Genomic DNA, 22,710 nt, shown 5'->3' on the forward strand with positions numbered 1-22,710 from the left:
ATCAATGAAATTGAAAAAATAAAGAACAATGCTAAAAATTACACAATTTTTATAAATTTTTTGTCCAGATAATTACACAATTTTTATTCTTGAATAATAAATTACACTAAATATAAAATTTCATTTCTATAAATTTCTACAAGTTTCTCAAATGTAATTCTGTTCGCCGCCCGGGAGATGGTGAAAATGCAATCACCAGACTTATTTTCGATCGTTAAAAATAAATTCAGACCGTACCGGCTTTCTCTCTTTTGGAAATTTATGTTTGATTCCCATTGAATTTAAATATTGAAGAAACCACTTGGCTGCACTTGACTTACCACTACTGCTTGTAAAAATAATTTTTTCAATCCCGGGATTTTCTTCCAGAATTTTAAAAACTTCCATGTACTCACGAACTTCAAGATGTTCGTCAAGCGAACTTTCTTTATACCGTGCAATCGTTTTTCCCATATCCGATATTGCCAGATGCAATTTTGTAAGAATATTTTTTCGTTCTATAACAGCCTGCTCACCTGAAAAATGAAGCAACGGGATTCCGGAAATTTCAGACATGATCCTCCAGAAGAAATTTGCAGGATTGGGATAATAGAAGTCATACTTCCTGTTTTTCAATGCACTTGGAAAAGTTCCAATCACGAGTGACTTACTATCCGGGGGCGCATACCAGTTCCAGGGATGTTTTTCGAGAATATATTCGGAATTCGAAAGTAATCCGGCCATTATTTCAATATGTTAAAATGCTGTTTTAAAATAATCATTCCCAAATTTCGCCTTTTCTATATGAATCAGTATGCTTTTTTTCCAAACTCAGGAATTAACGTTCAGTGGCACACTATTATAATATTGTCAGGTAGCTCTGGTCAATGCCGAACAGATCTCTAAATAAAAGACAATGGAAAATCAAGATTCAATGAATAAATCAGGGTCTACTCCACAGGGAGGAAATCAACAGGGTGGATCACAACAAGGAAGTAATCAGCAAAAAGGAAATCAGCAAGGAACAAATTCTTCTGATCAGCCTCAACGTGATGAAAATAATAAAAACAAAGAAGCAAATCCTTCTGAAAGAAATTTCACTGCTGAAACTGATGCAGACACTGATGCATCTGAAGAAACTACGGAAACCAATAAACCGAAAATGTCCGGTGATGTTAAAGGTGGCAACACTGATAAAACAGGTACTGACAGAAGTGCCGGAAACTCTACTCTCTAATCCTTTTGTAAATACAAAAGCAGGAAGTCATCTAAGGATGATTTCCTGCTTTTCATAATATTAGTATATGAAAAACCCAACAATATTATTTGACTCCCTCTTACTGTTCATTATGATTGCCTTGACAGGATGTTCTGTTGTAGGCGGTATTTTTAAAGCAGGAATGGGCTTTGGAATTATAATGGTCGTACTGGTTGTTGCTCTTATCATCTGGCTCATCAGCAGAGTAGGGAAAAAAAACTAGAACCATTTCTTTTTAAAGCTTGTCTGTTGATGCTTTATGTTCTTTAAACTGATGCCGGAATAAAGAAATGATTAACTTGCCCGGGTTAATTAATCATTACCAATCGACGATTTTCCCGATCAAACCATTTATATTCTGTGAAAAATACTACATCAGGTAAATATGTACTTTCCAAAAAGCTTGATGCATACTTCTACGGAGTAAATAAAGCATATAGGTTTACCCAGGATTTTTTTAAACAGGTTGTAAGAAGACCTTTCCATTTTACAGAGGTAATAAATCAATGTTTTGAGATCGGCTTGCGGGCATTACCACTTATTTCATTAACCGGATTTATCATCGGAATTGTTTTTACCAAACAATCGCGGCCATCTCTGGAAGATTTTGGCGCTACTTCCTGGTTGCCCTCACTCATTGGAATTGCAATCGTAAAAGCACTGGGCCCGTTAGTCACTGCTTTGATCTGTGCAGGAAAAGTAGGATCAGGAATTGGGGCTGAACTTGGTTCAATGAAAGTTACTGAACAGATCGATGCAATGGAAGTATCTGCGATCAACCCCTTCAAATACCTGGTCGTTACCCGTGTTCTCGCTACACTCATCACAATTCCAATTCTCTCATTCTATTGTAGTGTAGTTGCACTTCTCGGAGCATATATTAATGTGCATGCAGAAGAAATGACCAGCTTCCTAGCATTTTTCAAAAATGCATTTTCTACAATTCACTTCCTTGATCTTTTTACTGCAGTTGTTAAATCGATCATCTTTGGATTCACAATTGGTATCATCGGTTGTTATAAAGGATTTTATGCAACACAAGGTACAAGTGGTGTTGGTAAAGCGGCAAATGAAGCTGTTGTAATTTCAATGTTCATAATCTTCATCGAAGAAATTGTTATTGTTCAAATCGCTAACTGGATAAGATTCTTTTAATGATGGAAGCCCAACATAAAATAAATTATAACGAAAAGGTTATTTCCATAAAAGATCTTTACAAATCATTTGGAGATCTTCATGTATTGAAAGGTATATCCCTCGATTTACATAAAGGAGAAAATATAGCTGTACTCGGAAAATCAGGTACAGGTAAATCTGTTCTGATAAAAATTATTTCCGGCTTGCTTAAGCCGGATAAAGGAGAAGTAATTGTTTTAGGAAAAAATGTTGATCAGTTAACATTAAAAGAACTGAATGAACTCCGCTTACATATTGGGTTCTCTTTTCAGAACAGTGCGCTCTATGATAGTATGAATGTAAAACGAAATCTTGAATTTCCGCTGACAATGAATTTCCCGAAACTTACAAAGAAGGAAGTTGAAAAATCCGTTGATGAAGTTCTTGATGCTGTCGGACTCAAAAGCAAATTGAAAGAAATGCCTTCGAGTTTATCAGGTGGACAAAGAAAACGTATTGGAATTGCCCGTACATTAATTCTGAAACCACAGATCATGTTGTATGATGAACCAACTGCCGGACTGGATCCGATTACCAGTACAGAGATCAATAAACTGATCAACGAAGTACAAGAACAATATAATACCAGTTCAATAATTATCACGCATGACCTTACATGTGCGAAAGCAACAGGCGACAGGGTTGCAATGTTACTTGATGGACAATTTTCAAGAACCGGGACTTTCAAAGAAGTTTTTGAAAGTAGTGAAGAAGTAATAAAAGAATTTTACAATTATAATTTTATTCAATAAGTCATGAATGAATCTTCTGAAAAAAGAAAAGTAGCTGTTGGAATCTTCGTTTTGATTGGAATTGTTTTTCTGATCCTTGGAATTCTTGCGATCGGAAATATCAATGAAACATTCAAAAAGAAAATTTCTATTGTCGCAATGTTTGATGATGTAAGCGGACTGCAATCAGGGAATAATATCTGGTTTTCAGGTGTGAAGATCGGCATGGTCGATAATCTTGAATTTTATTCACAAAGCAAGGTTAAAGTGACCATGAAAGTAGAAGAGAAAGCTGTTCCTTATATTCGTAAAGATGCATTTGTAAAAGTTAGTACCGATGGATTGATAGGAAATAAGATCCTGATCATTTATGGTGGAAGTATGGAGAAACAGGTGATAGCAGAATTCGATACACTTGCAGTAGAAAAAAGTCTTTCTTCGGAAGATGTTATCAATACACTTCAACAGAATAATAAGAATTTTTTATCTATTACAAACGACATTAAACTTATCAGCAATAAAATGGCTGCCGGTGATGGGACTGTTGGAAAACTATTAAACGATAATGCACTATACGATCACTTGAATCAGGCGGCAGTATCATTACAGGCAACTTCCGGTCGCGCGCAACAACTTGTCAATTCACTTGCAACATTCAGCGAAACATTAAATACTCCCGGTAGTCTGATCAACCAATTGACAACTGATACAGCCGTTTTTAATTCAATTCGCAATTCTGCAACGAATCTGCAACGAATGAGTGATTCTGCAAGTACACTTGTTAGCAATCTCAATTCAGCACTTTCGAATTCAAAAACACCTGCAGGTGTACTACTGAATGACGAGGAATCAGGTAATCGCTTGAAAGAAACATTAAAAAATCTGGAGTCGGGTTCTAAAAAACTTGATGAGGATCTGGAAGCTTTACAACATAATATTCTTTTCCGAGGTTATTTTAAAGGTAAGAAACAGTAAGACTGCATCATAAACCTCGCCTTGCATTTCAAAAAGGTTTATAAGGTTAATTGTCAAAGGCACTACTGTCCGATAAAAATCAAACTTTGTAATTTATTTTATTATTATATTTTAAATCAACTGTTCGAAGAATAAATTTGTAGCAAGCCCCACATTTTGTTGACATACATCTTTGTGGATCAAAGATAAAGCAGTTCTTGTGCGTGGGAGTCCACGCGCTGCGCGAAATCATTTGAAAAGTTGAATCAGGGATCAAACCAATAATCGAAGATTTCAAATGATTTGTGCGCGTGGTGGCCTTTTTTTGTTTCTTTTTTTGGCCAAACAAAAAAAGAAAAATTGAAACGAGGCTTCAAGTTAAGTAAGCAGTTTCAATTGAAAATGTTTTATCGTGTGCTGACCTTTGACCCTCAACCCAAATTGATTAATGAATTACAACAACCTTTGCATTGTAAGTTGCCAATAAACTATTTCCTACAAAATAAATTCCCGGTACAAGATCTTTTAAATCGACTGTAGTGTTTTCCTGAGAATCGTTTTGGATCTCTATATTTTTTACAGTTTTACCTGAAATGTCTTTTATACTTAATACTGAATTGTTCTTCAAACCTTTCAGAACAATATGATCGTTTGCAGGATTAGGATAAATATTACCGGAAGAATAAATTTCTTCAACGCCAATATTCATATAAACATAAATCGCAGAACGGGATAAGCAACCATTCGAATCATGAATGATGACCTGATAATTTCCATTAAGTGTAGGCATTATTGATGGACCTGTTTCACCAACCATTGGTTGTTGATTAAAGAACCATTGATAATATTCTGCCGGACCTGCAGTAAGAATTCCTCCTGCTTCCGTGATCACCGGCTGATCCATAAATGTACTGATGATGCGGTTACTGGTAACAGTAGATGGAAGTGCACATAAATATGAACTGACAAGGACACATTCTACAACATCCCCATTCTGCAAACCGGAAATCAATGCCGAGTCTCCATTTGAATAATAACTGTTATTTACATACCATGTATAAACCGGTGCAGAACCTTCTACTGTTCCGTGAGCGACAAATTGTGCAATGTTCCCTTTGCAAAAATCACTCTCTGTACTGATCATAATTGCAGGGTAACCGGTTTCACAGATAGTATTGAATACTTCATTAGTTCTTATCGGTGGATTCTGATCAAAATAAATATGTGCTGAATTCAGTACGAGTGTTCCTGTAGGCAATCCCGGTTTTGTTCTTACTTTGAACTCTATATAACCATCACTGTTCTTTTCATTTTTCGATGTATCAGGAAGATTGATTTGTAAAAAATCCCAATGTAGAGTATTGAAACTTTCAATCCAGAAATTAAAACTATGACTTGAAGAAACAATTACTATTGATGATGCTTCAAATAATGTCGGATCTAAAATGTCAACTATATGAACATCAAAAGCTGTATCAGTACCAACATTCTGAAAATTGATTCGATAAGTCAGGCTGTCGTTATTCGAAACAAAATGTTCTGCACTCCACCCAACCGGGTCTACCTGAATAGTATTTTGAATTGAAACCGAAGAGCTGATATGGGGATCTGATACAATAACATCATCCAGATCCAACTGACCTTTAACAGTTGTACTCAGAATAAATAACAAAGCAATACAAGCCGAGAGTGCTTTCATGTTTCCGTGGTGAGGCTGATAAAGATAAAATTACATTTTAATTACGCCAAAATTAAGGTTCAAATATTATGTCAAACCGTCATTTTGTTTGGCAAGGGGAAAAAATGGTGTCAAAACCTACTAAATACCTCAAATTTCAATCAAAAATCAAACTCCTTTTCAATTTTTCCCGCAATAAGTGAGTTTCAATCTATTCAAAATACCCCCACATAGAACGCAAAACCTACTTATTTAAATTCATTATTATGTCTTTCAACCCGATTCAGACCCGGCTTTTTCTCATTCAGCGATTTTAATTAGAAGTCGAATTAAAACTAATTTACTATTACATTGTTATTTCACATAACAAACAAGCGCATACAAATCTTTATTATCCGGTTTTATTGAAGGCACCACGGGCGACTGTGGTGTCTTTTTTTGAAAACATTATTTAGATATACATTTAATTAGAACCGGCTTCAACTATCGGCAAATAAATATCAAAAGTTGCTCCTTCATTTAATTCACTTGTTGCAGTAATTATTCCATCATGATTCTGAACAATTTTTTTAACAATTGCCAGGCCAATTCCTGTTCCTGCATATACTTCTTTGCCATGAAGTTTTTGAAAAACCTCAAAAATCCTTTCACTAAAATATGGCTCAAAGCCAATTCCATTATCCTTGACAACAATATGGCAGTAATTCATTTCAGATGAAAATTTTTCGCCTTTCAGCTCGCTACCTCGCAGAACAGAACTGTAAATTAAAATGCGGGCCGGGACATTAGGAAGTGAAAATTTCAGTGCATTGCTTACAAGATTGTAAAGTAATTGCCGAAATTGAAATGCGATTATACTTACCGGACATAAATCTTTGACTTCAATGATAGCATGTTTTGATTCTATTGTATCCTTCAATTCAAATATGATATCGTCTATTATTGTATGAAGATCCGTCAATTCAAAATTGCGTTCAGTTGCATTTATTCTGGAGAATGCAAGCAAGTCTTCAATGAGTAACTGCATTCTGTTTGCAGCTAATTGGATTCTGTTAAAATTATGCTTTCCACTTTCTGATAATACTGAATACTCTTCTTCAATAATTATTGAAGTCAGCGTCTGGATCTTTCTTAGAGGCTCCTGGAGGTCATGGCTGGAAATATATGTGAAAGCCTCAAGTTCTTTATTCGCAACAATCAATTCAGCAGCCCGTTTCTCTTTCTCTTCATTTTGAAATGCCAATTCTTTATTTGCAATTCCAAGTTCAGATGCCCGTTTTTCTTTTTCCTTATTCTGGTAAGCAAGTTCTTTATTTGCAATACTTAATTCCGCTGCGCGTTTCTCTTTCTCATTATTCTGATATGCTAACTCAGTATTTGCAATACTTAATTCCGCGGCTCGCTTCTCTTTTTCTTCATTTTGAAATGCCAATTCGATGTTAGCTATTATTAACTCAGCCGCTCTCTTTTCTTTTTCTTCATTCTGAAATGCAAGTTCTTTATTCGCAATACCCAATTCAGCTGCACGTTTTTCTTTCTCTTTGTTCTGGAAAGCCAATTCCTTATTTGCAACACTTAGTTCTTTCGATTTTCTTGAATCCATTTGTACTTACATGTTAAACAGGTTAGCTGCTCTGACTATTCAGAACAAAATGCAATTTATCAGGCTGGGCAATGGTCCTTGCAACTTCGGTTCCTGATGATAGTTTAGCGTTTTCCATGTCTCTCCTGATAAAAGTAAGTGCCTGCAAAATAGCATTCATAAGCTGAGGGAACATTGCAGGTTTTCTCATGAAATACTGAGCTCCACTTTCATAAAGCATATCAACTCTTTCCTGATCAAATGATGTTGAGAAAACAATTACAGGTAAATTCTTCAGCAAAGGGTTTTTCTTAATTTCATTCAGGCATTCAAATCCGTTCTTTCTATGCATGTTAAGATCAAGAAATAAAACATCGGGTAGCTCCGAAGTCAACTTCTGCAAATAAAACATCAGCTTCTCTCCATCATTAACAACATTGAAAATTGTATTCAAAGACAGCTTTTCCAGTGCTTCCTTGAAAAATGAACAATCGTCTATATCATCATCTGCCAAAAGTATATTGAAAAGTTTCGTTTTCATGCGTTGAGAATATACTTTACGCTACTTGTAGTGAATATTTTCTCTGATGCTATAGGCAGGGCATTATTTATTATTTCTTTCAATTGACCAAAATCACCGGGCTTACGTATGTAAACGTGAACTCCTGCTTTAAACACTTTTTTTATTATTGCCTCATCCTTTGATGTTGAAAATATAACAACAGGTAAATCTTTAAATCTATCGTCCCTCTTTATTTCAGCTAAACATTCAAGGCCTGTTTTTCGCGGCATATTCAAATCGAGAAATAATACATCGGGAATTTTAATCTCTTTATTATTTAATTCGGACATTAATTGTTCGCCGTCATTTACAATTTTTAATTCTGTTGAAATAGATAATGCAGATAATGCTTTCCTGAAAAAAGAACAATCATCATTGTCATCATCTGCCAGCAATATCCTTAGAGGCTCCACTTTCATATTCTACAGTGTTGAATTTGCATATAATAACCAAAGCTACTCCTAATTATGACCTGCAATTCATATGCATTAAATAAAATCCGAAAACAGAGTATATATTTCCCCAAATAAATAGTGTGCCATACTGATTGGTTTAGATTATTTTCCCTGATTATCAATACTTCTTATTATTATAACCCGTTGTTCGAAATTCAAAACGCCCGCCCTTCGACTTCGCTCAGGGACCGTGGCTTTTGGGCAGATATGTGTGAATTTTTTGCGAAGAAAATTCCCTTAAAATTAAAGTTAAATTTTCTTCGCAAAAAATTCACACATTACCTCTTATAACACGGTCCCCGAGCGAAGTCGAGGGGCAATAATTTCAAACAACGGGTTATTATAATGATGGAATGCTTATGTGCAGAACGAAAACAACACATAGCATTCCATCTTTTTTTTACTTTACCGAAACATTATCACTCGCTTTCCAAACAATCTCCGCTGTTTCAACCAATTTTATAAATTCAGCACGATAGCCGTCTGTATCAATTCCTTTTGATTCTCTTGCTGCTGTTAAAATATTTTTAAAATTTGCTTTGCCTTTAAATTTCGAATCCCGTAAAATCATTCCAAACTCTGCAACTGATGATGCAAAACGGAAATCTTCACTGCTCTTTTGTTCAGTTTCGTCTTGTGCCAATAGAGGATGCACGATCAATTTGCTTTCACTGCCTTTTGGGTCTTTGTAACGAAACTTAATTGTCATCATTTCATTTAACGCAATTTGATCCTGTGATACTGTCTTCTGATATTTTAAAGTATCAATATTGTCAATCGACTCTTTACTTTTAGCAGGAATGATCTCATACAATGCAGTTACGGTTTTTCCTGAACCTAATTCACCCGCGTCTTTTTTATCGTCGTTAAAATCTTCGTCAGCCAGAAGTCTGTTTTCATATCCTACAAGTCTGTAAGCTTTCACATGAACAGGATTGAATTCAATCTGCAGCTTTACATCCTTTGCAATTGTGTTCAACGTTGCACCCATCTCTTTCACAAAAACTTTTTGTGCTTCCAGAATATTGTCAACATATGCAAAATTTCCATTGCCTTTATCTGCCAGACCTTCCATTTTAGAGTCTTTATAATTCCCCGTTCCGAAACCGAGAACAGTAAGAAATATGCCCATGTCTCTTTTCTTTTCAATCAGTGAAACAAGTTCTGCATCACTTGATACACCGACATTAAAATCTCCATCAGTCGCAAGTATGACGCGGTTATTTCCATCCTTCATGAAATTTTCTTTTGCGACATCATAAGCTAATTGAATTCCTTCACCGCCGGCTGTTGAACCTCCGGCTTGAAGAACATCTATCTTCTGCATAATCAATTCCTTTTCTTTTCCTGAAGTTGGCGAGAGAACTAAACCGGAACTTCCGGCATAAACTACAATAGAAACTTTGTCTTCAGGTCGAAGTTGCTGTACTAATAATCTGAATGAACGTTTTATCAATGGTAGTTTATTTTCATCCATCATAGATCCCGATACATCGATCAGAAAAACCAGATTATTTGGCGGAAGTTTTTCTGCTTCAATTGATCTGCCTTTCAATCCGATCTTTACAAGTTTGTGTTCAGGATTCCATGAACAATTTCCGATCTCTGTTGTAATGCTTATTGGTTCCTGATCTTTTGGCTGAGCATACTCATAGTTAAAATAGTTTATCATCTCTTCTATACGGACTGCATCTTTTGGTGGTAACATTCCTGCAGTAAGTATTCTTCTGATATTGCTATATGATGCTGCATCTACATCAATAGAAAACGTAGACAGGGGTCGTCGTTTAACATTGTTGAATTGGTTTTCCGTGATCAATGAATACTCTTCATTGTCCGAAACTTTTCTTTCCGGTATTTGTGTAACAGACCCTCTCACTTTAATACCATCAACATAGTATGCATTAGCATCACTTCTACTACCACGGATATTCATTGGCTCTGATTCGTTCACCTGATAAACTCCTGCTGCCTGGGAACTTATTGAATTAACATCTCGGGTTGGCGCCTGAATAATTTGTTCTTTCTCAATAAGTGGTACTTTATATTCCCGAATCACAATTTGATTTAGTTGTGTGCCAATAGTCATAACAATGTCAACTACCGCAACCGAATCAACAGCTATCAGAATGTTTTTCATCATTATGGGTTGAAAACCAACACAGGTTGCCTTTACATTATACAATCCACCTTGATCCGGTTTAATTGAAAAGTTTCCGTCAATATCTGTCGTAGTTCCAAACAAATTTGCAGTATCGCGATAAACAACAATGCTGGCAAATGGTATTCCTTCATCCGGATTTGAAGTATGAACCCGGCCTCTAATTTCGTAAGTCTGCGCTGTAGATACGGTGCAGACGATCATTATATAAATGATCATTTGTACTAAAGCTTTCATAAGATTTAATTTTTGAGAGTGATTTTAATCATGAGTCGCCCCCGCGACTTATTGCATAAATAATTTCGATCTTTTCATAGGCATTGGATTAAATTTTAAAATCTATCAATTTGAAAAAGGAAATTACTTAAGGAAAAATTGATATATGTCATGCGAAAGTTAGGAATGCCTTTTAGATGAAGTCTGATTTCAATTTTTCGTTTATCAGCTAACAACCAAACGTTCAATTTAGCCTTGGAAAATATGAGAGGAATAATTTAGCATAATTTTTTCTCCCGCAGATCCCGCAGATGAAGGCGCAGATAAATACGCAGATGTGTACCGTCAAATTAAAAATGTCGCTTTTCTAGTATTAACGCTGAATGAAAGCAACACAAATCAGCGATTTTATCTGCGCCTCATCTGCGGAATCTGCGGGAAAAAACACAGTACTTTTTTCCGTCAAAGATCTCTGCGGAAGTCTGCAGGAAATAAACTAAATCAATGCAACTTTTAAATTCAATATTTCGTTACTTTGAATTGCATACAGACTAAATTGCACCAATGAAAAGGTTCGCCATCTACTATTGCTTTACTTCTTTTATATTAATCACAGCTTGTGGACCTTCGCGAATAGTCAGTCTTAATGTTACACGCCCGGCAGAAATTTCATTGCCTGCTGATGTCCAAACTATTTTACTTGTAGACAGAACGAAATTCAAAAATCAGACGATGAACGTCATTGAAGGAATTCTCACAGGAGAACTTCCGGGTGATGACAGATTTGCTGTTCAGGAAGCGATGAATGCTTTGAAAGAAACATTATACAATTCACCCCGCTTCAATGTAAAAGTTTCCCCTGAACGATTAGAAGGAAATAGCTTGTCGGCTGTATTTCCTGATCCTCTTACTTGGGAACAGGTAAATTTATTGTGCTCCAAAGAAAACGCCGAGATACTTGTGGCGCTGGAAGTTTTTGACAGCGACTTCACTGTTTGGCCGGGATCCAGAATAAAAAAGAAAACTGTTGGTGAAGGAACCAACAAACAAGAAATTGAATACACAGAATTTTATGCTCAAGGTGCAGGAAGTGTGGATTTCGGAATCAGGACTTACTATCTGAATGAGAAAAAAATTGTAGACCAGCAAATGGTCAGCGAATCTCATACGTGGGAAGGTACGGGAAGTACACCGATTGAAGCAATGGGGTTGCTCATTTCAAAGAATGAAGCGATCAGATATCTTGCTAACAATATTGGCGAAAGTTATGCTTATAAAATTTCACCAATGCCAATTCGAATTTCAAGATCGTTTTACGGAAAATCAAAACGTGTGGATGAAGTTGCCTCAGGTTCACGACTTGCAGATGTAAACAAATGGCAGGAAGCAATCGACATGTGGAAAACCGGACTTTCAAAAGCAACTAAGGAAAAAGACAAAGGACAAATTGCCTACAATATCGCTATCGGCTACGAAGTCCTGGGTGAATATGGAACTGCTTTGAAATGGGCACAGGATTCATATACACTTTACGGAAATAAAGAAGGCCGGAATTATGCACGACAAATTCAGCAGCGAATCAATGAAGAAAATGTTTTGAAGGAGCAGATGAATAAGTAAATGCTCACCTTTCGTACTAACATTATTTTAGTAGTTAAATTATTCGTCTTTAATCGCTTTTATTATCTAAAGAATAAATATCAAACTCAACCGGTATTTTAAATTTAGCCAAATCACATAATAGTTCAGGCAGAAGTTGGAAGTAGATATGAAAATCATAAATTGTTCCGTAAACAACAAGAAACATAGCATTCTCAGGATCAGCAAATATTGATTTAAATTTTGTTTCATTGCCATTCAGAAAATCTACCATTTCAATTAGTGGTTGACTAAGATAAACACCGTCTTCGTTTTTTGCCCTTAACTTTATATCATAAATCCAGTTGTTTTCAGTGCATTTTCTATATTTATTAGTTTCACCTGTCCCATAGTTTATCCACGGCTTTCCCTTTTCTCTAATTTGAATATAATCTATTCCGGTTTCCTCAGTAATATATTTAGGATCCCGATCACCGGTATTTATGTAAAGCTTTACTCCAAGAGTATTTTTATCTTTCATTAATTATATTAATTATATCAATTAATCACACTCACCCGCCCCGTATACTGATGAAAATTCCCCTGAATATCAAACACACGAACCATCCACACATACGTCCCCAATTGAACTAACTTTCCGCCTTCTTTAACTTTTCCATTCCAGCCATCACCCCAACTATTTGTTTTGAATATCTCGCTACCCCACCGATCGAAGATCATAAATTCATAATCCGTTTCGCTCACTCCTGTTCCCAGTGGAGAAAATATTTCATTGATGCCGTCGTCATTCGGAGTAAAAGAATTTGGTACATAAAATTCGAATTCCATTTCAACACAGATCTCAGAGTTTAATGTATCTGCACAACCATATTGACTCTTTACGATCAGTTGCAATGGATAACAACCGGTATCAGGATAAATAAAATTCGGATTCTTTAATGATGATGTGTCATTAGCATCAGAAGTAAACATCCAGTTCCATGAAACTGCATCTGTTGATTGGTCTGAGAATGTTACAGCAGGATCAACGATCACAACAGGATTCGGTGAATATGTAAATGCAGGTTTAGGTTGAGGAAGTACTGTAATGAAATTTGTTTGTGTTCCTGTTCCGAAACAACCTGATGTATCTGTTACTTCATACGTAATTGTATATGTGCCTGCAGTATTGTAACAATGAGATGTAATTCTACAATCAGTAGAATTTTCACCATCACCAAACGTCCAGCTTGCATCCATACAATTTGTAAGAGTTGTATCTGTTAATGTGATACATAATGGCGCACATCCATTTAAAACATTTGCAGAAATTACTGGAAGCGGTAGTTGCTGAACATTCACATTCGAATATGATGTTACAGCAGGTGTCCCGCAATTGTCAGTAACAGTAAGTGTATACGTAGTGGATGTATTCAAAGTAACATCCGGTTCTGAGATCAAAGGATTGTTTAGTCCGGCAACCGGCGACCACAAATAAAAATAATTTTCATTACCTCCACTCACTATTGATGAAAGTGCATTTGAAGTACCTGCACAAACATTTATTACAGGTAGTGTATACACACTCAAAGGTGGATTCACTTCGATTGAAACAGATTGCGGTAATGAACTGCATCCGTTTGCATCAATTGCTACAACATCGTAAGTTGTTGTTGTTGTCGGATTCACACTTGAACTAACCGGAACTCCACCTGATGACCATGAATAAGTATAGCCGGATGCTCCGCCAGATCCAATAGCTGTTAAAGAAACCGATTGTCCGATGCAAATTGTATCGCCGGCCATTGCCGCTACTGTTGGTTGCACATCATCAATTGTTGCAGTTAAACTATCAGTCGTACATAAACCGGGATATGAGATCACGCAAGTGTAATCACCGGGATATAAATTTGAAATTGTAGATGTTGTTTGTCCACCCGGTGACCACAGATATGTTGGTGTTCCTGAAAAATTACTTACCGTTGCAGTTGCACTTCCGGTGTTCACACAAGCATCGGTTGAATTTATTGCAGATACAGGTGCAGTAGTACAGGTAAATGTATTTCCCTGAATGAATACGCCAGAATCATATTTACCATTCAGTGCATCGACTACGGCAATCTTCATGTGGTAAGTCTGACATGGTGTAACAGCAACTACTGAAGTAATTGGAATTGTATATCCGTCGTAAACAATATCTGAATTCGGATTTGTATAGTTGTCGACATAGAATGCAGGATTCGAAGCACCGCTACCTAATGGCCAGCCACCATTTACTGTGAAGATCGATACCGGTGTGGTTCCATTCGGCAACGTTGCAATATTTTGCGACAAATAATTTCCTCCTGAAGGATTTGGTCCGGAAAGAAACATTGCAAAAACATCGTTGTATTGATTGATGTACCTTGGATATTCTTCCGAACCGAAAACATATGTGATGTGCAACGTGTCACAGACCGGAATAAAATCAAACTCAAGTAAGCAGGCATCGTATCTTGCCTGAGAACTGATTGCAATTACATCAGCATCGTTTACATTATTTCCATTCTGAACATTACTAAAATCTGTTCCGGGACTAGCGACATCTGATGCATACCCACTTGTTAAAACCACGCCATTAGGTAAACCCAGATTAGATCCTGTATAGGTAAATGTTCCGGTAGAATTTATACCGGTATTCATAGTAGCATTGCTTACGGTAATTCCGCTTCCGACAATCGCTTGAGCTAAAGCTGATGCTGATCCATTATTGATAATCGTGAGCTGAGAAAAACCGACTAACGGGAGCAAAAAATAAAGCAAGAAAAGAAATGCAATTCTCATAAGGGGAGGACGCCATTTTGCTAAGGAGCGAAGAGCAAAGGTAGAGAATAATTGTAAGATAAATGCTGTTCACTTTAAACCCAAACCCCCAAAATACCCGGTGGTATTACTTACAGTTAAGCAAAAACTTACCGATCTTTTCCTTCATATCCTCATCACAAAGTTCAAATGCCTTTTGAAAATCTTTGCACGCTTTAATTGAATCTTTCATTTTTAAACGAATCTCTCCTCTTGTAAGAAATGCAGTTGAATATTTTGGATCGAGACTAATTGATTTTTCGACGTGCTCGATGGCACATTTAAAATCATTGAGAAGCATTTCTGTATCTGCAAGATTATTCCATGCTACTGATTTTCCCGGGAAATCAATGCATAATTTAGAATAACCTGCAAGACTTTCATATAACTTTCCTTGTCGTTTTTTAATCAAAGGGATTTGCAATCGAGCATTAAAATGGGAGTCATTAATCAACACTATTCTTTCCAGATCAATCAATGCCTTATCAAAATTTTTGTGAAATTTATGATATAATGCTCTTTGATACAAACTACGGACATTATATGAATGGCGGTAAATTGCATAGTCAAGGTCCTTCAAAGCTCCAAGGGAATCATTTAATTCTTCCTTCAATTTTGCTCTTGACAATAATATACGAGTAGAGCCAGGTATAATTTCATGGGCTTTATTTAAACTTTTCAAAGCATCTCTCAACTTTTTATTCAGCCATTGAGTAATTGCTAAATTCTCATATAAATTTACATTTAAAGAGTCCTTTTTAATTGCATCAAGCAACAACTCTTCCGCCATTTTATAATTCTTTTTTTCATATAAACTATCGACCCTTTCGTACAACACTTTATAGTCCGCACCACTACAAACAAAACTCAGCAGTAGAAAATTTAAAACAAATAAGCTCTTTTTCATAGATACTTTATCATAAAACTGAATTTGCCTCAAAGAAACGCAATTATCAAAGCAATCCAAAATTTGCAGCCTTTTTAATTAACATTGCAGTATTGTTTACTTGAAATATTACGAGTGATTTTCTTTCCCTGAATTCCATAAAACTCTCCGGAATTTAGCCTACATGATTATGTCCTCAAAACAATACCTCTCGTATGTTTTTTGTGCTAAACTTAATAGCAGATAGTGTAAATTTGAAAATGAAAAACCACACAGCAAAAACAAAACGATTTTTATTTACAGGAATTTTTTTTATTTTTTTATTTTCAACTCAAGCGCAGAATTGGCAATGGGCAATTAAAGGAGAAAGTTCGCGCAACATTACTTCTGACGCAAGCGTAATTGACAGGAACGGAAATAGTCTGATCGCAGGTACATTTTCTGATTCCATTTCGTTTGGTACAACTACTCTGGCAAACCCGGGACTGCGATCTGTGTATGTTGCCAATTTTGATGTCAACTCGAATCTGATCTGGGCCAAAATTGTTGCTTACGACTCATCGCTTTCTGTAAATGAAATAACTGTTTACCCATCTGGCGATTTTTCTATTACCGGACAATTTTACGATACAATTACTGTTGGTCAAAGTCCATCATTGCAACTTACTTCAGCAGGTAACCAGGATCTATATCTTGCGCGATTTGATAGTCTTGGAAATTTTCTTTGGGCCAAATCCATCGGCGGAACAGGAATTGATTTTGCAGGTGGAATTAGTGCAGATAATCTTGAGAATACTTTTCTTTCCGGAGATTTACATATCACTTCATTCCCTTATTCCGGTTCAAAGATTTTTTTGAATAAATATGATATTTCAGGAAATCTTATCTGGTCGCAAGTTGAACCTGCTTTTGGAAATAATCATTTCAGTTCTGCTATAAAATGTGATGACTTCGGAAATTGTTATGTTGTTGGAGAATTTTTCAATCACATTGAATTTAATTCCGGTGACAGCATTGATGCGGGCAACGTTGAACTCAATGGTTTTGTAATTAAATTCGATCCGCTAGGTAATTATGTATGGGGTAAAACGATCGGTGCTGCTTCAGGATACTGCGGTAATCAATCGATTGAAATTGATCAATCCGGGAATTGTTATATGAGTGGTTTTTATCATGGGACTATTTCCTTCGGAACAATTGCTCTGACATCCGCTCCATCATCCTCCTATGAAGTGTTTATCGCTAAATGTGACAGCGATGGAAATTTTATCTGGGCAACTTCAACATCCGGCTCTTCAATTAATGGCGGTTTATCAATTAATGATTTCGGGACAATTTATATTTGTGGAAATTTTTCACAAACTATCGGAATCGGACCAACAGTATTAACATCACAAGGAGAAATGGATTGCTTCATTGCAAAACTAAACTCCTCAGGAAATTTTGAATGGGCTATAGAATACGGAGGATCTCAAAACGACGACGTGAACGGAATAATTACGAATCAAAGTGAGCTTTATTTATGTGGAACTTTTACCGGTGAAATGAATTTTGGTTCTGCGCTCACTTTGTACGGAAATGATACGATCACTTCAAAATCCTATCTGGCAAAACTCGATATTACATCAGATATTTTTCAGGCAGAACATTTACAAAATGTGAAAGTATTTCCTTGTCCGGCAATTACTACAATCAAAGTTACTACAGAATATTCCGGGAAATGCAGTACAGTAATTTTTGATGTTTCCGGAAAAGAAATAATGCATCAGTCTACTACCGATTTTATTAATATTGAAAAACTCACTCCCGGAATTTATATTCTTAAATTATTTAATGGAAGTCAATATGCGGGCTCTACAAGATTTATCAAGAACTAGCTTAGTGATCTGGCATGATTTAAATTTTAACACTAAGATCACTAAGTTTTTAGCACAAGAGCACAAGTGAAGGTTCTATTATGTGTTCTTGTGACGATTTTCAGTGAACTTAGTTTTAATTTATTTTCATCCTGACTTTCTCACAAACTTCGTAAGAATTACAATCTGCTGCCCTTCTATCTTTCCTTCGATCTGTTCCGTATTATCAGCAACAATTTTAATATTCTTCACAACAGTTCCGATCTTTGCATTGATCTGTGATCCTTTTACATCAAGCGATTTGATAAGCGTGACTGAATCGCCGGTGCGAAGCTGAGCACCGTTACTGTCTTTATGTATATCATCAGCTACTGAATCAAGATGGTCGCCGGAAGATTTTGCCCATTCCAGTGTTTCATCATCTAAATACAACATGTCGATTGCATCTGATGCCCACGATTCATTTTTCAATCGGTTCAACATGCGCCATGAAACAACTTGCACTGCAGGAATTTCACTCCACATACTGTCTTTCAGACAAGTCCAATGTGCCGGATCCAGATCACTTTTTTTCTCAAGCTGACTTAAACACTTTTCACACACATACAAACTACTTTCTGCTCCCGGCCCTTTGTCCGGTGGAATTGTATATACTGAAAGCGATTCTGCGGAACCACATAATTCGCAAATACTATTACTTCTTTCCTTTAATTGATCTTCAATTGTCATTGTTCTGAATTATCCGGCAATAGTACACATTTCCGCAAAGATGCGGAAGTACAATCTAAAGACTAAAGAAAATGACAATAACTTCTGAAAATAATGAAACTAAAAATTAAAATACTCGCATTTCATATTCTGATCACTATTTCAGATTAGCAACCTGAACACTTGAAAGCACTGTTTTCGCTTTATCATCTGACCTTCCACCAAAAATATAAAGTTTGTCATTCAATACAAATGCACCTGCGTCTTTTCGTGCAATCATTTTATTCGACTTAATCATTGAAAATGTATTCGAAATAATATCATAGCAACCAATCAAACTCTGATTATCAGATAATACGTAAATCTTTGTTCCGTGTGCTACTACTGAATTAGCAGAAAGACCAAGAGGAAGATCTGCAAGTTGCGTCCAGGTATTTGTTTCTGTATTATACATATCAATCCTGTTTGAAGGCTTTCCTGTATTTCCTCCTATAACATATAGTTTTCCTTCAACCATTACACCTTTTGCTTCCTTTGCTTCGGGCATTGGTGCAAGTTTGATCCATCTTTTAGAAGAATGATCAAAACAATACAGCCTGTTTGAATACATCGGTTCGACTGGAGAAATTTTTCCACCAAACGAATATATCATGTCGTTCCAGACAGCCACTCCACCTGCATGAGCAGGATGTGGATTGTCAGTTGTAAGAGTTACTTCTCCGGTTTTTAAATTTACAACTTCGGTTTTTCGGTTTAGTTTGTCATCATTCACATCGCCATTGAAAACATAAAGCTCATCTCCAAGAATTACCGACGATGAGTATTGCCGGGGTATTAGTCCCGAAGTCAGGACAGTCCAACTGTTTTCTGAAATATTATACTTGTCTACTTTTCCCGAAAATTGATCCGCTGTAAATCCATTGATAACATACAGACTGTTGCCATCAGAAACGCTTGATACAGCACCTCGTGCTTCCGGCATTGCAGCTAGATCTTTGAATTCAAACAGAGGCTGAGAGTTTGTGGTTAGAAAACCTAAACAAATAAAAGAAATTACAAGTGTGATTTTTTTCATGATAACAATTTATACATTGTTTCACAAAAAAAGTTTTATTTACTCGACTTTAAATGAGTGTAGAATTTTTAACCCAATGTCGTTTACATCTTCAGAAACAGAGGACAGTACAAATACACCAACATGCTCTGCTTCATTAAAACCAATATAGGATGCAAAACCGCCAGTTAACCCACTTTGCCACACCACGCTACTGTATTGTTCAGTTGCCGGATTAATTCTCCAGCCTAAACCTACTTCAATACCGGGTTCTGCCAGCTTGCCGGATTTTATTCTTGGATTGTGGGTGTAATCAAGCAAATTGGTAACACTACTCTTATTCAAAGAAATATTTAATGATAGAAATTTCATCATATCTCCAGGTGTTGAATGTAATCCAATCACAGGCGCATACACATCGCCGGTCCATCGCGGCGCCGGATTACCTTTTTGTGTGTACCCGCTTAGAAACTTTTTATTCATCTCTTCAGATAACTTTATGCGGGTATCGTTCATCTGCATTCTGTCAAGTAAATTTTCAATGAGTAACGTTTCAAAATCTTTTCCTGATTTCAAGGATAGTGCTTTTCCCAATACTGCCACTCCTATTTCGGAATGCTTGTATTCAAATCCAATTGGCTGTATCATAGAATAGCCTCTTAAAAACTCATACATGTCTTCCGTTGAATAATCTGCATAGGGATTCGACTTTTCTTTCTTATGAAAATTGAACGGTTTGTCCGGAAGTCCACTGGTATGTGTCGACAAATAACATAACAATATTGGCTGAGGTTCAGTTGAAGTATCCGGTTTGCAGATGTAGGGAGTAAATTTCAATTGCATATTATCACCTGAACCATTATCGTACAAACCGGTCTCTGTTTTATATGGTTCACAGATTACATGCTGGTAAACGGGAGCAGGTACATCCACAGGAAGAAAATTACTTAATTTATCATCTTCGTGTATCTTTCCCTTTATAACCTGATCAGCATAGAGCAAACTTGTAAATGTTTCTGTTAAACTACCTAATTCAAAAACAGAAGTTGAGTCGGGTTTCTTTCCATTGTGTAATTCCGTTTCTCCATAATAAAAAATCTGCTGAACTCCGTTATTATACACTCCGATTACCAGAGCACCCGGCCTGTTTCCCAGATACTGAGAAGCGAGTTTATTGGAAAATATTTCTATTCCCGTCTGTGAATTAACACTAAATTTACTCAGGAAGATAATAGCTAAAACCAGTAGTTTTTTCAAGACCTAATTTTTATTCAATTTGTTGAATCAACAGGTTTTTGCTGATGATGGATGTCATGATTCCATATGATTCTTACCTCATGCCATGATTAATTTCATAACTTCTTTTGAATTTCCCATTTAAACCAATGTAAATGATTTCGTATAGCCGTTTGGTATTTCTCATTTTAGTTCTCGCTCTTGGCTCGTGTGGTCCTCAACATAAACAAGCTGCCGAAATAGTTGTTGAAAATAAAATTGAAATTGAAAAGGAAGTTGAAGATCTGCTCAGAACACAATTGGAACAATACAATGATGACAGCCTTCTGATCATCGGCAAAGATACGCTGTTCACAGCCTTTTGGATCAACAAATTCTTTTTAGCCAATAATTTTAAACCGATATGGACTTTAGAAGAACAACTGACACCATCTGGCCGGCAATTGTTTAATGTACTTGATTCATTGTACTGGTACGGACTTTTTCAGGAAAACTATAACACCAAAAATCTTCTCCAAATAAAAGAACAGATAAAAAACCAAAATTCAGATCAGATCAGTATTACGCGTTTATATGAATTGAATATCTTACTTACAGATCAACTTCTGAAACTTATCATTCATTTAAGAGATGGCACTATCAATCCCTACACTTTAAAGAGCGAATGGAAAGGGAAACAAACCGATTCAACTTTGTTGCCACTTATGCAACTCGTCGTTTCTTCAAAAGATCTTCATTCTGTAATAAATTCAGTCGAACCGAATAGAGCAGAATACAAATTTCTTAAACAACATCTGATTAAGTGTTTAACAGTATTAAAAAGCGAAATTTTTTCTGACAAAATTTTTTCGAACGACTCTCTCTATAAAAACCTCTCCGTAATATTGTTAAATATGGAACGCTGGCGCTGGGAAAAAGAAACGGCAGAAGATTACAGTATATTCATTAACATTCCTTCTTACAGTTTCAGGTTTTACGCTTGCGATACACTTGCTTTAACATCAAAGATCATTTGCGGCAAACCATCTACGCCTTCACCTTACAGGCTGGACTCAAAAATAAACCATTATTATGTATATCCTTACTGGATCATTCCATTCAGTATTGCGACGAAAGAAATCCTTCCTAAACTTAAATCTGACCCGTATTATCTTCTGAATAATAATATACAGGTACTGGATAAGCAGGGAAATATTGTAGTCGATTCTATTGACTGGAAAAAATATTCCAAAAGAAGTTTTCCGTTCACCTTAAGACAAAGAGATGGTGATGAAAATACTTTAGGAGTGCTGAAATTTATTTTTCCTAATAAATATGGGATCTATTTACACGATACGAATGCGCCCGGACTTTTTAAAAAAGAAATGCGTGCGCTGAGCCATGGTTGTATTCGCCTTGAAATGGCCCGTCAATTAGCTGCCTTGATCTCGACTTGTTGTTCAAGGGATTTTAATAATGATTCGCTACAATATTATATTTCAACGAAAGAAAGACACAAGGTTAATTTAGAAATACAGCTTCCCGTTCATATAAGATACTTTACCGCTGAAGCCGACTCTTTAGAAATTATTTTTTATAGAGATGTTTATCATATCGATTCACTAATGAGAATGACTAGTAAATTTCAGAAATCATTTTCTATTCTGTAAAAGATGATACATCAGGTTAGCATGAAACATTTCAGTGATTTGTTTTGATCGTTCAAAAAAAACATTGGTTACTGCAGTATAGCTGCCGGTATATAAAGAATTTATTTGTGGCAGGCTGATATCAATTCATTCTAACTTTCTTTCTCCACA

Annotated in this window: 20 protein-coding genes; 8 read left to right on the plus strand and 12 right to left on the minus strand. The window is 36.1% G+C overall.

The window, feature by feature from the left end; all coding sequences use genetic code 11:
- Positions 1 to 201: 201 nt before the first annotated feature.
- Complete coding sequence (locus IPL24_15660; GenBank protein MBK8365042.1) at positions 202 to 723, minus strand: hypothetical protein; 522 nt, start codon at positions 721 to 723, stop codon at positions 202 to 204.
- Positions 724 to 895: 172 nt separating this feature from the next.
- Here IPL24_15660 and IPL24_15665 point away from each other — a divergent pair, with 172 nt between their 5' ends.
- The 5 genes from IPL24_15665 to IPL24_15685 all read left to right on the plus strand — a co-directional run bounded on the left by IPL24_15665 (position 896) and on the right by IPL24_15685 (position 4,119).
- A complete protein-coding gene (locus IPL24_15665; protein ID MBK8365043.1) occupies positions 896 to 1,216 on the plus strand; it encodes a hypothetical protein in 321 nt (106 codons plus the stop codon).
- A gap of 67 nt (positions 1,217 to 1,283) precedes the next feature.
- Positions 1,284 to 1,460, plus strand: a complete 177-nt coding sequence (locus IPL24_15670) for a hypothetical protein (GenBank protein ID MBK8365044.1) — start codon at positions 1,284 to 1,286, stop codon at positions 1,458 to 1,460.
- 137 nt (positions 1,461 to 1,597) lie between these two features.
- Positions 1,598 to 2,392, plus strand: coding sequence for an ABC transporter permease (locus IPL24_15675; GenBank protein MBK8365045.1), 795 nt, complete (start codon positions 1,598 to 1,600; stop codon positions 2,390 to 2,392).
- On the plus strand, positions 2,392 to 3,165 hold the full coding sequence (locus IPL24_15680; protein MBK8365046.1) for an ATP-binding cassette domain-containing protein: 774 nt from the start codon (positions 2,392 to 2,394) through the stop codon (positions 3,163 to 3,165). Before IPL24_15675 ends, IPL24_15680 begins: the two co-directional genes overlap by 1 nt.
- Positions 3,166 to 3,168: 3 nt before the next feature.
- The gene (locus tag IPL24_15685; GenBank protein ID MBK8365047.1) at positions 3,169 to 4,119 is read left to right on the plus strand and encodes an MCE family protein; all 951 of its coding nucleotides are present in this window, start codon (positions 3,169 to 3,171) and stop codon (positions 4,117 to 4,119) included.
- A 424-nt stretch (positions 4,120 to 4,543) separates the two neighbouring features.
- On the opposite strand, the gene IPL24_15690 is transcribed toward IPL24_15685, so the two are convergent.
- From IPL24_15690 to IPL24_15710, 5 genes are all read right to left on the minus strand, one after another.
- A complete protein-coding gene (locus tag IPL24_15690) occupies positions 4,544 to 5,797 on the minus strand; it encodes a T9SS type A sorting domain-containing protein (GenBank protein MBK8365048.1) in 1,254 nt (417 codons plus the stop codon).
- 442 nt (positions 5,798 to 6,239) lie between these two features.
- Positions 6,240 to 7,379 carry a two-component sensor histidine kinase gene (locus IPL24_15695; GenBank protein MBK8365049.1) on the minus strand — a complete coding sequence of 380 codons (1,140 nt, stop codon included), beginning with the start codon at positions 7,377 to 7,379 and terminating at the stop codon, positions 6,240 to 6,242.
- A 22-nt stretch (positions 7,380 to 7,401) separates the two neighbouring features.
- The gene (locus IPL24_15700) at positions 7,402 to 7,899 is read right to left on the minus strand and encodes a response regulator (protein MBK8365050.1); all 498 of its coding nucleotides are present in this window, start codon (positions 7,897 to 7,899) and stop codon (positions 7,402 to 7,404) included.
- A complete protein-coding gene (locus IPL24_15705; GenBank protein ID MBK8365051.1) occupies positions 7,896 to 8,339 on the minus strand; it encodes a response regulator in 444 nt (147 codons plus the stop codon). The genes IPL24_15700 and IPL24_15705 overlap by 4 nt, the downstream gene beginning before the upstream one ends.
- 436 nt (positions 8,340 to 8,775) lie before the next feature.
- On the minus strand, positions 8,776 to 10,773 hold the full coding sequence (locus IPL24_15710) for a von Willebrand factor type A domain-containing protein (GenBank protein ID MBK8365052.1): 1,998 nt from the start codon (positions 10,771 to 10,773) through the stop codon (positions 8,776 to 8,778).
- 543 nt (positions 10,774 to 11,316) lie between these two features.
- Between IPL24_15710 and IPL24_15715 the strand changes: the two genes are divergently transcribed.
- Positions 11,317 to 12,372: a hypothetical protein gene (locus tag IPL24_15715; protein MBK8365053.1), complete on the plus strand. Its 1,056-nt coding sequence runs from the start codon at positions 11,317 to 11,319 to the stop codon at positions 12,370 to 12,372.
- 49 nt (positions 12,373 to 12,421) lie between these two features.
- Here IPL24_15715 and IPL24_15720 read toward each other — a convergent pair whose 3' ends face one another.
- From IPL24_15720 to IPL24_15730, 3 genes are all read right to left on the minus strand, one after another.
- Positions 12,422 to 12,871 (minus strand): hypothetical protein, encoded by a 450-nt coding sequence (locus IPL24_15720; GenBank protein MBK8365054.1) that lies wholly within the window; start codon positions 12,869 to 12,871, stop codon positions 12,422 to 12,424.
- Positions 12,872 to 12,888: 17 nt separating this feature from the next.
- Entirely contained in the window at positions 12,889 to 15,153 is a 2,265-nt protein-coding gene (locus IPL24_15725; protein ID MBK8365055.1) for a choice-of-anchor L domain-containing protein, read from the minus strand.
- 106 nt (positions 15,154 to 15,259) lie between these two features.
- Entirely contained in the window at positions 15,260 to 16,078 is an 819-nt protein-coding gene (locus tag IPL24_15730) for a hypothetical protein (GenBank protein ID MBK8365056.1), read from the minus strand.
- Between the two features lie 239 nt (positions 16,079 to 16,317).
- Here IPL24_15730 and IPL24_15735 point away from each other — a divergent pair, with 239 nt between their 5' ends.
- A complete protein-coding gene (locus IPL24_15735) occupies positions 16,318 to 17,934 on the plus strand; it encodes a T9SS type A sorting domain-containing protein (GenBank protein MBK8365057.1) in 1,617 nt (538 codons plus the stop codon).
- 126 nt (positions 17,935 to 18,060) lie between these two features.
- On the opposite strand, the gene IPL24_15740 is transcribed toward IPL24_15735, so the two are convergent.
- From IPL24_15740 to IPL24_15750, 3 genes are all read right to left on the minus strand, one after another.
- Positions 18,061 to 18,642, minus strand: a complete 582-nt coding sequence (locus IPL24_15740) for a PhnA domain-containing protein (GenBank protein MBK8365058.1) — start codon at positions 18,640 to 18,642, stop codon at positions 18,061 to 18,063.
- A gap of 136 nt (positions 18,643 to 18,778) precedes the next feature.
- Positions 18,779 to 19,696, minus strand: a complete 918-nt coding sequence (locus tag IPL24_15745; GenBank protein MBK8365059.1) for a hypothetical protein — start codon at positions 19,694 to 19,696, stop codon at positions 18,779 to 18,781.
- Positions 19,697 to 19,735: 39 nt separating this feature from the next.
- Positions 19,736 to 20,932, minus strand: coding sequence for a beta-lactamase family protein (locus IPL24_15750; protein ID MBK8365060.1), 1,197 nt, complete (start codon positions 20,930 to 20,932; stop codon positions 19,736 to 19,738).
- A gap of 134 nt (positions 20,933 to 21,066) precedes the next feature.
- Here IPL24_15750 and IPL24_15755 point away from each other — a divergent pair, with 134 nt between their 5' ends.
- Complete coding sequence (locus IPL24_15755) at positions 21,067 to 22,560, plus strand: L,D-transpeptidase family protein (GenBank protein ID MBK8365061.1); 1,494 nt, start codon at positions 21,067 to 21,069, stop codon at positions 22,558 to 22,560.
- The last annotated feature ends 150 nt before the right edge of the window (positions 22,561 to 22,710 follow it).

This window comes from Bacteroidota bacterium, from assembly GCA_016711505.1.
Taxonomy (GTDB): domain Bacteria; phylum Bacteroidota; class Bacteroidia; order AKYH767-A; family 2013-40CM-41-45; genus JADKIH01.